Origin of the sequence: Streptomyces sp. NBC_01317, from assembly GCF_035961655.1 — a bacterium.
Lineage (GTDB): Bacteria > Actinomycetota > Actinomycetes > Streptomycetales > Streptomycetaceae > Streptomyces.
In genome coordinates, this window is record NZ_CP108393.1 from 6,404,780 (window position 1) to 6,417,476 (window position 12,697).

The 12,697-nt window shown below is 73.3% G+C and carries 11 protein-coding genes and 1 riboswitch; of the genes, 6 read left to right on the top strand and 5 right to left on the bottom strand.

Annotated features, from left to right (window positions below):
* Positions 1–112: 112 nt before the first annotated feature.
* The 4 genes from OG349_RS27850 to OG349_RS27865 form a co-directional block, all read right to left on the bottom strand.
* Positions 113–1,642, bottom strand: coding sequence for a cobyric acid synthase (locus OG349_RS27850; protein WP_327238753.1), 1,530 nt, complete (start codon positions 1,640–1,642; stop codon positions 113–115).
* Positions 1,643–1,653: 11 nt separating this feature from the next.
* Entirely contained in the window at positions 1,654–2,907 is a 1,254-nt protein-coding gene (locus tag OG349_RS27855) for a cobalamin biosynthesis protein (protein WP_327237200.1), read from the bottom strand.
* A gap of 35 nt (positions 2,908–2,942) precedes the next feature.
* Positions 2,943–3,101: riboswitch (cobalamin riboswitch) on the bottom strand.
* A 95-nt stretch (positions 3,102–3,196) separates the two neighbouring features.
* Positions 3,197–3,433, bottom strand: a complete 237-nt coding sequence (locus tag OG349_RS27860; RefSeq protein WP_327237201.1) for a hypothetical protein — start codon at positions 3,431–3,433, stop codon at positions 3,197–3,199.
* A 27-nt stretch (positions 3,434–3,460) separates the two neighbouring features.
* Positions 3,461–4,732, bottom strand: coding sequence for an inorganic phosphate transporter (locus tag OG349_RS27865; RefSeq protein WP_327237202.1), 1,272 nt, complete (start codon positions 4,730–4,732; stop codon positions 3,461–3,463).
* Between the two features lie 168 nt (positions 4,733–4,900).
* Here OG349_RS27865 and OG349_RS27870 point away from each other — a divergent pair, with 168 nt between their 5' ends.
* The 6 genes from OG349_RS27870 (at position 4,901) to OG349_RS27895 (ending at position 11,784) form a co-directional block, all read left to right on the top strand.
* Positions 4,901–5,563 carry a class II aldolase/adducin family protein gene (locus tag OG349_RS27870; RefSeq protein ID WP_327237203.1) on the top strand — a complete coding sequence of 221 codons (663 nt, stop codon included), beginning with the start codon at positions 4,901–4,903 and terminating at the stop codon, positions 5,561–5,563.
* Positions 5,564–5,664: 101 nt separating this feature from the next.
* Positions 5,665–6,792 carry an alpha/beta hydrolase gene (locus tag OG349_RS27875; protein ID WP_327237204.1) on the top strand — a complete coding sequence of 376 codons (1,128 nt, stop codon included), beginning with the start codon at positions 5,665–5,667 and terminating at the stop codon, positions 6,790–6,792.
* Between the two features lie 271 nt (positions 6,793–7,063).
* Entirely contained in the window at positions 7,064–8,455 is a 1,392-nt protein-coding gene (locus tag OG349_RS27880) for a hypothetical protein (RefSeq protein WP_327237205.1), read from the top strand.
* Between the two features lie 189 nt (positions 8,456–8,644).
* Positions 8,645–10,243 carry a ribosomal protection-like ABC-F family protein gene (gene abc-f / locus OG349_RS27885; RefSeq protein WP_161309822.1) on the top strand — a complete coding sequence of 533 codons (1,599 nt, stop codon included), beginning with the start codon at positions 8,645–8,647 and terminating at the stop codon, positions 10,241–10,243.
* 399 nt (positions 10,244–10,642) lie between these two features.
* Positions 10,643–10,864: a helix-turn-helix domain-containing protein gene (locus OG349_RS27890; protein ID WP_208298717.1), complete on the top strand. Its 222-nt coding sequence runs from the start codon at positions 10,643–10,645 to the stop codon at positions 10,862–10,864.
* A gap of 128 nt (positions 10,865–10,992) precedes the next feature.
* The gene (locus tag OG349_RS27895) at positions 10,993–11,784 is read left to right on the top strand and encodes an enoyl-CoA hydratase/isomerase family protein (protein ID WP_327237206.1); all 792 of its coding nucleotides are present in this window, start codon (positions 10,993–10,995) and stop codon (positions 11,782–11,784) included.
* Positions 11,785–11,873: 89 nt separating this feature from the next.
* On the opposite strand, the gene OG349_RS27900 is transcribed toward OG349_RS27895, so the two are convergent.
* Positions 11,874–12,656 carry a hypothetical protein gene (locus OG349_RS27900; RefSeq protein ID WP_327237207.1) on the bottom strand — a complete coding sequence of 261 codons (783 nt, stop codon included), beginning with the start codon at positions 12,654–12,656 and terminating at the stop codon, positions 11,874–11,876.
* Positions 12,657–12,697 lie beyond the last annotated feature (41 nt).

A 12,697-nucleotide genomic window follows, 5' to 3' on the forward strand; every position in this document is an offset into this window, starting at 1 on the left:
CGCGGTGAGGATAGCAGTCCGGACACCCGTGCCTCCGTAGGCCCCGGCCCCCGCCCCCGGCGACGTACCCGAGCCCAACGCGCCCCCGACAACGCGCCCCCGCCGGACGGCGTCACGGCGCACCCGGCGGAATGAACGGCAGCCCCCCAGGAGCGCCCCCCTCGATCAGCCGCCACAACGCATCCGTGTCCGCGTGCTCCTCCACCAGGTCCCCCAGCAGATCGAGCTGTTCCTCCCGCAGTGCCCCGAAGCTCGTGTCCGGCGCCGGTACGAACCGCCGCCCCGCCTCCCGCGCGACCTCCACGAGGAACCGCCGCCGGAACGCGTCGTTCTCCAGCACCCCGTGCCAGTGCGTCCCCCGCACAGAACCCACCCGGCACCCGTCCAGCGCCACCCCGCCCCCGTCGGAGACGAACGCCGGGCCGCCGCCGACCTCCGCGACCCCGTGGTGGATCTCGTACCCCTCCACAGGCTCACCGAGGGCGACGCCCACCGGCCGCCCCAGCGTCTTCTCGCGCGCGAACCGCACCCGTACCGGCAGCAGTCCCAGCCCCGCCACAATCCCGGCCCGCGACTCCACCTCGTCGTCGATCAGCTCGCCGAGCACCTGGTAGCCGCCGCAGATGCCCAGCACCGGGCGACCCGACGCCGCCCGCCGCGCCACCGCGTCCGCGAGCCCGCGCTCCCGCAGCCAGGCCAGGGCGCGCACGGTGCCGCGGGTGCCGGGTATGACGACCAGGTCCGCGTCGGCCAGTTCCTCCGCCCGGTCCACGAACCGCACCACCACACCCGGCTCCGCCGCCAACGCGTCCACGTCGGTGAAGTTCGACATCAGCGGTACGGCGCACACCGCGACGCGCAGGACGTCCTCGCCGTACGGAACGGACGCCGCGGACTCCCGTACCGACCCGCGGAGCGACACCCGCAGCCCGTCCTCCTCGTCGATGCCGAGGCCGGGCCGCCACGGCAGCACACCGAGGGTCGCCCGCCCGGTCAGCCCGCGCAGCATCTCCAACCCCGGTTCCAGCAAGGACACATCGCCCCGGAACTTGTTGACGACGTACCCCGCGACCAGCGCCTGGTCCTCGGCGCTCAGCAGCGCCGTCGTCCCGAAGAACGAGGCGAAGACCCCGCCCCGGTCGATGTCCCCGACCACGACGACCGGCAGGCGGGCGGCGCGGGCGATGCCCATGTTCACGATGTCGGTGCGGCGGAGGTTGATCTCGGCGGGGCTGCCGGCGCCTTCGCAGATCACGGCGTCGTACGTACGGCGCAGCTCGGCGAGGCACTCCAGTACGGTCCCCAGCAGCGCTTCCTGGCGGCCCCCGTGGTAGCCCCTGGCGCTCATCTCGCCCACCGGGCGCCCCATGAGGACCACTTGACTGCTCCGGTCGCTGCCGGGCTTCAGCAGTACGGGGTTCATCAGCGCGGTCGGCTCGATACGGGCGGCCTGCGCCTGCATGGCCTGGGCCCGGCCGATCTCGGCGCCTTCGCGCGTCACGAACGAGTTGAGGGACATGTTCTGGCCCTTGAAGGGCGCGACGTTGACACCTTGCCGCACGAGCCACCGGCAGACGCCCGCGGTGACGACGCTCTTGCCCGCGTCGGAGGTGGTCCCGGCGATGAGCACCCCACCCCCCACCCCGTCCCGCCTCACAACGGCCTCCCCACACCCGCACCGTCACCGGCGCCCGAGCCGAGACCCGCACCGTCAAGGGCGCCCGCGCCGACGCCCCGGTCGGCCCCCGCACCCGTTCCGGAAACCGCCGCGTACGCGAACCGCCCCGCCACGCACACCGCCAGCGCCAATCCGCTCACCCGCCGGGACAACCGCACGGCCCGTTCGATGTCGGCGATCTCCACGGGCCGGCCGCCGCCGTTCAGTACCGGGCGGTGTTCGACCCGGCCGCCGTACGCGAGCGTTCCGCCCAGCCGTACGCCCAGCGCCCCCGCGAACGAGGCCTCCACCGGGCCCGCGTTGGGGCTCGGGTGCTTGCGCGCGTCGTCGCGCCACGCCCGCCACGCCCCGCGCGGATCGCCGCCCGCGACGACGGCCAGCGCGGCGGTCAGCCGGGCGCCTGGCGCGCCCGCCACGTCGTCGAGACGGGCCGAGGCCCAGCCGAACCGGCGGTATTTCGGGGACTTGTGCCCCACCATGGCGTCCAGTGTGTTCACGGCCCGGAACCCGGCCAGCCCGGGGACCCCGGCCAGGGCGCCCCACACGAGCGCGCCCACCACCGCGTCGGAGGTGTTCTCGGCGACGGACTCCACGACGGCCCGCGCGATCTGCTGGGCGTCGAGGGACTGCGGGTCACGGCCGCACAGGTGCGGCAGCCGCTCCCGGGCCAGTTCGACGTCCCCGGCGGAGAGCGCCCGGCCGATGGCACGCGCCTCGCGCGCCAGTGACGTACCGCCGACGACGGACCAGGTGGCGGCGGCGGTCAGCGCGACCGAGGCGACCCGCCGGCCCGCGAGCCCGGCACCTCCGGCTGCTCCGGTACGTTCCGCCGTCCCGGCAACTCCCGCCGTCCCGGCACCCGCACGCCCTCGCGCCCCACGTCCCCGCGCCCCGCGTGCCACCACCGCGCCCAGGCCCACCGCCCCGCCCGCGCAGACCAGCGTGTGCAACGCGCCCCAGCCACGGTGGTCCCGCCACAGGGCGCGCTCCACGCCCCCCGCGGCCCGTCCGAACGCCGCGACCGGATGGCCCCGGCGCGGATCGCCCAGCAGAAGGTCGGCGAGCAGCCCGCCCGCGGCCCCGTACGCGTGGACCCACGCGGCGTCCCAGCCGGCCGACCGGGCCGGCCGACCAGAGGCCCCCGCTGCGGAAGTGACCGAAACGGCGGGGCTGGTGGCGGCGACAGAAGCGACAGAAGCGGCGGCACGGACGCAGGCGCGGCCAGGCATGGCGACGTGTCCTCACTCAGGGTCCGCGCCCCGGCTCGACGGAAAACGCGGCGGCGAGAGTTCCTGGCTCCCGGGGACGTTTCCCCGGAGGGACACCGTGCCCGGTGACAGTGGCGGGACCGCGCCGGATTCGCACCGGCTTCCTCTGCTGCCGCCGTAATTGGCCCCGGCAGTCCACCACGCTGCGAGAACGCCCGTCAACCCGCCCTTGACCTGCGGCGGGGCAGTGTGCGAAGCCCCACACGAAAGGCCCGGGGGCAGGCCCCCGGGCCGAGCGCGGTACGTACGGTCAGGCCACGATCAGGTAGATGCCGTACGCCACGGCCGCCGCGCACAGCGCGAAGCACGCGTAGGCGCCGGTGCGCGCCAGGGCCACGGAGCCCCCCGCCGACCCGCCGGACTCCGAGGCCGCCGACTCCTGCTTGGCCAGGGCCACGATGCCGAGGGTGAACAGGCCCACCAGACCGATGGTGGACACGAGGCTGACGCCGAACACGGAGCCGAGGGCTGCCCAGTCGATTTTCATGTGATCGCTTCCTTAGACCGTGGCGGTTCAGACCGTGGCGGTTCGCGCCGACTCGCCGGCGACGGCGGGCGGGATGGGCAGGGCGACGGGCCCCGGGATGGTGGTCGTCAGACCGGCGGTAGCGGCGTCCACGGACGCGAGGCCCGCCACTGTCGGACCGGAGGCGGCGATGTCCACCCCCACATTCACCGGCACCACATCCGCCCCGGTCACATGCGTGTGGTCCACCGGACGGCGGCGCGACGCGAGCCAGATCGCACCGGAGACGGCGACGAGCAGGATCGCCACGACGGTGACACCCCACGTCCCGTGCCCGGTCAGGAACTCCGCCCCGGCGGCCACCAGCCCCGCGGCGGGCAGCGTCAGCCCCCAGGCGATGAACATCCGGGTCGCCGTCGACCAGCGCACGACCCCGCCCTTGCGGCCCAGGCCCGCGCCCATCACGGCACCGGAGCAGGACTGCGTGGTGGAGAGCGAGAAGCCGAGGTGCGAGGAGGCCAGGATGACCGTCGCGGCGCTGGTCTGGGCGGCGAAGCCCTGCTGCGGGCGCAGGTCGGTGAGGCCGGTGCCCATGGTTTTGATGATGCGCCAGCCACCGAGGTACGTGCCGAGCGCGATCGCCGTGCCCGCCGAGACGATGACCCACAGAGGCGGGTTGGAGCCGGGGGAGAGGACCCCGCCGGTGACCAGCGCCAGCGTGATGACGCCCATGGTCTTCTGCGCGTCGTTGGTGCCGTGGGCGAGGGAGACCAGCCCGGCGGAGGCGATCTGCCCGGCCCGGAAGCCCTTGGCCGTCGCCTTCTCGTCCGTACGGGCGCTGACGCGGTACGTCAGCCGGGTGGCGAGCATGGCCGCGAGCCCCGCGACGAGCGGGGCGGCGAGCGCCGGGATCAGGACCTTGGTGATGACGACGCCGCCGTTGACACCGGAGGTGCCGACGGACATCAGGGTGGCGCCGATGAGGCCGCCGAACAGGGCGTGGGAGGAGCTCGACGGGAGCCCCAGCAGCCAGGTGAAGAGATTCCAGATGATCGCGCCGACCAGCGCCGCGAAGATCACTTCGGTACGGATGCCCGATTCGTTGATGAGTCCGCCGGAGATCGTCTTGGCGACCTCCACGGACAGGAACGCGCCGACGAGATTCAGGACGGCGGACATCGCCACCGCGGTCTTGGGCTTCAGGGCGCCGGTCGAGATGGTCGTCGCCATCGCGTTGGCGGTGTCGTGGAAACCGTTCGTGAAATCGAACACGAGAGCCGTCACGATCACGATCGCGAGCAGCAGCGTGAAGTGTTCCATTTACCCAGGCAATCGTTCGACGTCGGTGGCCACGGTGAACGTAAGGATGCAGGGTGAACGGAAGGTTAACTAGGGAGGTACTCGGAGTGTCTCTCCTGAACGGCTCTCCGAGCGCCTGATGTGTTGTCCGACCTGCCCTTTTTCCGCCCGGGCTGGCAAGATCGCCATATGACTGATCATCTGCCTGCGGACGCGCGCCACCGGGCCTGGGCCGAGCTGGTGGCGACCGCGCGCAGGACCACCGCGGAAGGGCTCGTCGTGGGGACGTCGGGCAATGTCTCCGTACGGGTCGGGGACGAGGTCCTCGTCACCCCGAGCGGGGTGCCGTACGACCGCCTCACACCCGGCGACCTGGTCGCCGTCGACCTCTCCGGACGCCAGGTCTCCGGCCGGCTCGGCCCGACGAGCGAACTGCCGCTCCACCTGGAGATCTACCGCACCACGGACGCCTCCGCCGTGGTCCACACGCACGCCGTCCACGCCGCCGCCGTCTCGACCCTCGTCACCGAACTGCCGCTGATCCACTACATGGCGGCGGCCCTCGGCGGCCCGGTGCGGGTCGCCCCCTACGCCACGTACGGCACACCCGAACTGGCCGCGCACATGCGCGACGCCCTGCGCGACCGTACGGGCTGCCTGCTCAGGAACCACGGCACCGTCACCTACGGCGACTCCCTGGACCGGGCGTACGACCGCACGGCCCAGCTGGAGTGGATGTGCCGCGTCTGGCTCACGGCGTCCTCGGTCCCCGGCCGCACCCCGGCCCTGCTCTCCGAGTCCCAGGTCGCCGAGGTCGGCGAGAAGCTCAAGGGCTACGGCCAGAAGCCCTGAGACCCACGGGGGGTGCCCGCGAACCGGCGGCCGCCACCGCCCGCAGCCCTGACGGCCCACGTCCGGTGGCCGTCCGCCGCCGCCGTACCGACACTGAGGAAATGCGCCCGGCAACTGTGACGGCAGCGGCCGTCTCCACATTCATCGGTGTCGGCGCGGCCGCGGTGGCGGCCGGCCGGTACGCCAGCGATGCCGCGCTCAAGGCATCGCCCGGGCGCCCCCTGCCCGGAGACCCCTGGCTGACCGTGCACGCCACGGCCGCCGGACACGTCACCCTGACCCGCTGCCTCGCCTCCGTACGGCCCGGTACGTACGGTCTTGAGGCCCCCGGCCTGCACGCGGTGGTCGGGCCCGTCCTCGACGGGGAGGCGCGCGACGCCGACACCGTCGTACGGCGGCTGGAACGCGTCAGCCGCGGCACGCTCTCCCGAGGCGCGCGTGTGCGGCTCACCCCCCAGCTGTACAGCGGCGACCCCACCACGGCCCTCGGGCTCGACCACAAGGATGTCGAGATCCCCGGCGAACTGGGCGCGCTGCCCGCGTGGTTCGTACCGGGGGAACGCGAGACCTGGGTGATCACCACCCACGGCCTGGGCACCACCCGCGAGCACCCGCTGAACCTCCTGCCGTTCCTCGCCGGCCAGCGCTTCCCGGTGCTCGACCTCGCCTACCGGGGCGACGCGGGCGCGCCCCGCTCCCCGGACGGCCTCGGGCACCTCGGCGACTCCGAATGGCGCGACCTCGACGCCGCGATCCGCTACGCCGTCCGGTACGGCGCCGAGCGGGTGATCCTGTACGGCTGGTCCACCGGCGCCTCCATGGCGCTGCGCGCCGCCGCGGACTCCACGCTCACCGCCCGGATCTCCGGCCTGGTGCTGGACTCGCCGGTGCTCGACTGGGAGTCCACGCTGCGGGCGCTCGCCTCGGCCCGCCGGGTCCCGGCGGCGCTGATGCCGCTCGCCGTCAGGGCGGCCCAGGGGAGCACCGGACTGCACGGGAACCGGCTGCGCCGGGCCGCCGACCCCCGGAACCTGCGGGTCCCGACCCTGATCTTCCACGGCCCCGGCGACCTCCTCACGCCGTGGGAACCGGCCCGCGCCCTCGCCGCCCACCGGCCGGAACTGATCTCCCTCCACCCCGTGGCGCACGCCCCGCACGGCGCGATGTGGAACGCCGATCCCGAGGACTACGAGGAAACCCTCCGCCGCTTCCTCGTCCCCCTGATGTGACGGACGGCCGCGGCGGACGCACCGCCACCCCCGCGCACCGTCCGCCGGGACTCCGGAAGCGCGCTTTCACCCCATCCGTACCACTCCGTTGACCTTGTGGGAGGGGCTCCCTTCACCGGGTCAGGAGCGAGGGAAGAGGTTCCGTTTGGGCTTTCGGGCAGTCACCGGGAAGACTGCCCCCGTGACGTCCCGAAAGCCTGATGAGCAATTGGCGCGCAACTCCAGACTCCGACTTGTCACCCCGAGGCCGTTGACCACGGCACGACGGGCTGTGACCGACGGGCGCAGCCGCCCCGCACCCCGGCCGCCCGAGGGCACTCCGCCACCGGCGGAGCTGGCCCGTCAGGCGAGGGCCGTCCTCGCCGACGCCGTACGGATCGCCCGCTGGGCGGCCGCCGACCGTGACCCCGGAGCGGGTCATCTCGCCGCGCACACCCAGGAACGGGCCTCGGCCGCGCTGGACCTGACGGCGGAACAGGTCCGGGCGAGCTGGGACCGCGCCCGGCTGGCCGGGCTGGTCGAGCTGCACGGCGGGACCGTGCGCCCCGGCTGGCGGCTCCAGGCCTGGGACCGCGACGACAGTGCCGTCCTGCGCGGCTGGGTGGCGCTCTTCGACGCCTGGTCCCTCGTCCACCCCGCCCCCGACGACGTCGCCCCGGCGACCGTCGCCGAGGTGGTCGAGGCCGTCCCGCAGGTGCTCTCCCTGTTGCAGCTGTCCGCCGGCCCCGTGACCGCCCCGGCGCTGCTGGACCTGCTCCAGCAGCGCGTCGCGGAACTCCACGAGGAGCGCTGCGAGGTACCGGAGGTGCCGTACGGCCCCGAGGGCGCGGAAGCGTCCGGCACGGCCGTCCCGGCGGACGAGGGGATGGAAGCGGCCCCCGACACCACGGACGCTCCGGACGTCTCCGATGCCACCGGCGCTCCGGAGGCCTCCGCCGAGGCGCTGCTGCCTCCGCTCCTCGACTGGGCCCTGGAGGGCCTGGCCGCCGTCGGCGCGCTGACGCTGGGCAAGGGGCAGGCCACCCTCACCCCCCTCGGCAACTGGGCGGTCTGGGTCAAGCTGGAGCAGATCTGCGTCGCCGCGCAGAGCCCCGCGGGCAACATCGAGCAGCACGCCCAGGACATGCTCCGCGGCTGCGCCCGGCTCACCCCGGGGCCGGCGCGCGCCGAATACCGCGCCTGGCTCGCCGCGCGCACCGTCGGGAGCGCCATCACCGAACTGCTCGCCGTCGCCCGCGGTGAGGACGCGCTGCTGCGCGGGCTCGCCTTCGAGGCGCTGCGGGTCGTCGGAGCACCCGCCGAGCCGTCCGTACGGGCCGTGGTGAACGACACCTCCCTGCGGCCGTACGCGCTCCTCTGGCTGGCGGAGTACGAAGGCGCCGACCCCGACGACGCCGCCGACGTCCTGACCCGTGAGGAGGCGACCTGGCTCTGGGTCGACACCGCGGCGGCCGTCGCGGACCACGGGGAGACCGACCTGCTGGTACGGCACCTGGAGTCCGCCGTGCAGGGCACGGTGCCCGCCCTGCTCAGGGAGGTCAGGGCGATCGGCCATCCCCGTACGGTCCAGGTCCTGGTCGCCCTCGCCGCGGCCCACCCGGACCCGGCCCTCGCCAAGGCCGTGCGCCGGGCCGCGTTCCAGGTGCACACCGGGGGCGCGTGAGCCCCCAACGCCAAGGTGGCGCCCCCGCCCGTGCGGCGGGGCGCCCCCGCCCGAACCCCGCCCAGACAAAGCAGTTGCGTGGCCCCGCTAGACTGGTGGCTATGGCACTTCTCCTTGTGCATTAGCCGGCGTCGAAGACTCTCCTCCGCCTGCCCTCTTCCGCCGTCCATACCGCCTTGGAGTCTTTCCGTGATCACCGCAACCGGTGTAGAACTGCGCGCCGGAGCCCGCGTCCTCATCGAGTCCGCCTCGTTCCGTATCGCCAAGGGGGACCGCATCGGTCTCGTCGGGCGCAACGGCGCGGGCAAGACCACCCTCACCAAGTGCCTCGCCGGCGAGGGGATCCCGGCCGCCGGGTCCATCACCCGCTCCGGTGAGGTCGGCTACCTCCCGCAGGACCCGCGCACCGGCGACCTGGACGTCCTCGCCCGCGACCGCGTCCTGTCCGCCCGCGACCTCGACTCCGTCCTGAGGAAGATGCGGGAGAACGAGGAGCGGATGGCCAACGGCCAGGGCGCCACCCGCGAGAAGGCCATGCGGAAGTACGAGCGCCTGGAGACGGAGTTCCTCACCAAGGGCGGGTACGCCGCCGAGGCCGAGGCCGCCACCATCGCCGCCGCGCTGGGCCTGCCCGACCGGGTGCTCGGCCAGCCCCTCCACACCCTCTCCGGCGGTCAGCGCCGCCGGATCGAGCTGGCCCGCATCCTCTTCTCCGACGCGGACACCCTCCTTCTCGACGAGCCCACGAACCACCTGGACGCGGACTCCATCGTCTGGCTGCGCGACTACCTCAAAAGCTACCGCGGCGGCTTCATCGTGATCTCCCACGATGTCGAGCTGGTCGAGACGGTGGTCAACAAGGTCTTCTACCTGGACGCCAACCGCGCCCAGATCGACGTCTACAACATGGGCTGGAAGCTCTACCAGCAGCAGCGCGAGTCGGACGAGAAGCGCCGCAAGCGCGAGCGGGCCAACGCCGAGAAGAAGGCCGCGACCCTGAACTCCCAGGCCGACAAGATGCGCGCGAAGGCCACCAAGACCGTCGCCGCGCAGAACATGGCCCGCCGCGCCGAGCGGCTGCTGTCCGGTCTTGAGCAGGTACGCCAGTCCGACAAGGTCGCCAAGCTCCGCTTCCCCGAGCCCGCGCCCTGCGGCAAGACCCCGCTGACGGCGGAGGGCCTGTCCAAGTCGTACGGCTCGCTGGAGATCTTCACCGACGTCGACCTCGCCATCGACAAGGGCTCCCGGGTGGTCATCCTCGGCCTCAACGGCGCGGGCAAGACGACGCTGCTGCGGCTGCTGGCCGGGGTCGAGAAGCCGGACACCGGAGCGGTCACCCCGGGCCACGGCCTCAAGCTGGGGTATTACGCGCAGGAGCACGAGACCCTGGACCCCGAGCGCTCCGTCCTGGAGAACATGCGCTCCTCCGCGCCCGACCTGGACCTGGTCGAGGTCCGCAAGACGCTCGGTTCCTTCCTCTTCTCCGGGGACGACGTCGACAAGCCCGCCGGGGTCCTGTCCGGCGGCGAGAAGACCCGTCTCGCGCTGGCCACCCTCGTCGTCTCGGCGGCCAACGTGCTGCTCCTCGACGAGCCGACGAACAACCTCGACCCGGCCAGCCGCGAGGAGATCCTCGGGGCCCTCCGTACGTACAAGGGCGCCGTCATCCTCGTCACACACGACGAGGGTGCCGTCCACGCGCTGGAGCCCGAGCGGATCATCCTGCTGCCCGACGGGGTCGAGGACCTCTGGGGCGCCGACTACGCGGACCTCGTGGCGCTCGCCTGAGGCTCCCCGGCCACGTGAGGCGCGGTTCCCGTCCGGGGCCGCGCCCGGTGATCCACATCCGGTGATCCACTCCCGATGGATCATTCGGCTCAGCGGTGATCCTTCATCTGAGTGAGACGGTCTCGTACTCCGGCGCGTCGTGAGACGGACCGGACCGTACCCGACCCCGCTCTGGCCATTTTCCGACATCAGGCTTCTGACCTGCGCCTTCGGTTAAAGAGCGGGTCAAGAGCGGCTGCGGCCCTGTCCGGAATTCAGTCAGAACTCGGCGTCCCTGACGTACGCGGCCCCCGAAGCGCGCCAAAGCTCGTCGCACGGACCTTGCCGAATGGGTGGCCAGGACGGCGCCAAGGGGTGATCATGAGAAGTCCAGAGCGCACTTCCCACGAGGAGGCACGGGTGGCCGAGACTCTGAAGAAGGGCAGCCGGGTAACCGGCGCCGCGCGCGACAAGCTCGCGGCAGACCTGAAGAAGAAATACGACAACGGTGCGAGCATCCGGGCGCTGGCCGAAGAAACAGGCCGCTCCTACGGATTCGTCCACCGGATGCTCAGCGAGTCCGGAGTCACACTCCGGGGACGCGGCGGAGCGACGCGAGGCAAGAAGGCCGCTGCGGCCTGACGACCGAACGTGGCTCCTCCCGGCCACCGGTTCGGTGGTGGCCACCCGGCCGACCGCGACGTCGGCCTGGTGGTTACTGTGCAGTCACTTAGCTCGAACGGCTGACTGCCCGAACCGGAGGCGCCCCCATGACTTCGCTCGATCCAGTACTCGACAAGGACGGCGTACGGCTCACCGTCGAGGACGCGGTCGCCACGGTGACGTTGACCAACCCGGCCAAACGCAACGCTCAGTCTCCCGCTCTGTGGCGGGCGTTGTCGGAAGCCGGACGGTCGTTGCCGGGCAGTGTGCGGGTTGTCATCCTGCGCGGTGAGGGAGTCTCCTTCTCCGCCGGGCTCGACCGGCAGGCGTTCACCCCCGAGGGGTTCGACGGGGAGCCTACTTTCCTCGATCTCGCGCGCGAGTCCGACGAGGCTCTCGACGCGGCGATCGCCGGGTACCAGGACGGATTCACCTGGCTGCGGCGCAACGACCTCGTGTCGATCGCGGCGGTCCAGGGGCATGCCATCGGGGCGGGCTTCCAGCTCGCCCTGGCGTGCGATCTCCGGGTGGTGACGCCCGACGTCCAGTTCGCCATGCGCGAGACCGGCCTCGGCATCGTCCCCGACCTCACCGGTACGCATCCGCTGGTGGCACTGGTGGGATACGCCCGCGCGCTGGAGATCTGCGCGACGGGCCGCTTCGTCCAGGCGGCGGAGGCCGAGCGCACCGGGCTCGCCAACCTCGTGGTCGGTACGGACGAGCTGGACGCGGCGGTGAAGGACCTGGCGGCCGCGCTGCTGGCGGCTCCGCGCGACGCGGTGATCGAGACGAAGGCGCTGCTGGCCGGCGCGGCGGGCCGCACCTTCGACGAACAGCGCGCCGCCGAGCGCGCCGCACAGGCGCGCCGCCTCCGCGACCTGGCGGGCCTGTCGGACTGACGACGCGCCCCTGCTGCCCCTGACGGGTGGCCCCGGACCGTACGGGAAGCCCCGCCTCCCGTACGGCCCCGCGCCCCCGGGCACGCCCCTCAGTCCTCGGCCGGCCCGTGGTCGGCCTGCGCCTCCACCGCCGTGACCAGCACCGTCACCGGCGACGTCCCCGTCGCGGTCACCGCCTCGCGGACCGCTCGTGCCACCGTCGGCGCGTGGTGGCCCGGTGCCGTCGCCACCTCCACCCGTACCTGGTCCCAGGTGACGGTCACCGCCGTGCCCAGGGTCCCGGTCAGGTACGCGACCCCCGGCACCCCGGCCGCCGCCCGCGCCGCCTCGCCCTTCGCCGGAGCGGCCCGTCCCCCGACCGGCCCAGTGGCCGCCGACTTTCTGACGGCCTCCGCCCCCGGCCCGGCGGCCGGCTCCACCAGGCCCGTGATCCGCAGGTCGACCTCCGCCACGTCCAGCCCCAGCCGCTCCTCCGCCGCCCCGGCCAGCACCTCGCGCAACCGCTGCGCCACCACCATCAGCGGCTCACCCGTCGTCGCCGTGAACTCCCCGTCGATCCGCAGCGGTACGGATACGGCCGCACCCGGCGCCGGGGGCACCACGGGCAGCCCCGGCCCGTCCCGGTCGGCCGGGGAGAGCCACAACCCGCCCAGCGACGCGCCCGGCACCCCCACCGCCGCGCGCCGCAGCTCCGCCGTCGCCGCCTGCTCCGTCACCCAGATGCCCTCGGACGGACCGCCCGAAGGGAGCAGCCGGCCCAGACCCAGCCGCTGCCGCACCGCGGCCGTCCATCCGGGGGAGCCCTGGCCGTCGGTGCCCCGGTCCGAGGTGTCCGAAGGGCCCTGGCCGTCCCTGCTGTGCGCTGTCGTCATGTCCCCAGCCTGCCGTATGTACGGTGCGTAACGGCCCAAGC

What these genes read in the sequence shown, in the direction of transcription:
- OG349_RS27895 (WP_327237206.1), top strand. Translation starts at nt 10,993, where the DNA reads ATGACTTCGCTCGATCCAGTACTCGACAAGGACGGCGTACGGCTCACC.
- OG349_RS27870 (WP_327237203.1), top strand. Translation starts at nt 4,901, where the DNA reads ATGACTGATCATCTGCCTGCGGACGCGCGCCACCGGGCCTGGGCCGAG.
- OG349_RS27855 (WP_327237200.1), bottom strand. Translation starts at nt 2,907, where the DNA reads ATGCCTGGCCGCGCCTGCGTCCGTGCCGCCGCTTCTGTCGCTTCTGTC.
- OG349_RS27865 (WP_327237202.1), bottom strand. Translation starts at nt 4,732, where the DNA reads ATGGAACACTTCACGCTGCTGCTCGCGATCGTGATCGTGACGGCTCTC.
- OG349_RS27875 (WP_327237204.1), top strand. Translation starts at nt 5,665, where the DNA reads ATGCGCCCGGCAACTGTGACGGCAGCGGCCGTCTCCACATTCATCGGT.
- OG349_RS27900 (WP_327237207.1), bottom strand. Translation starts at nt 12,656, where the DNA reads ATGACGACAGCGCACAGCAGGGACGGCCAGGGCCCTTCGGACACCTCG.
- OG349_RS27860 (WP_327237201.1), bottom strand. Translation starts at nt 3,433, where the DNA reads ATGAAAATCGACTGGGCAGCCCTCGGCTCCGTGTTCGGCGTCAGCCTC.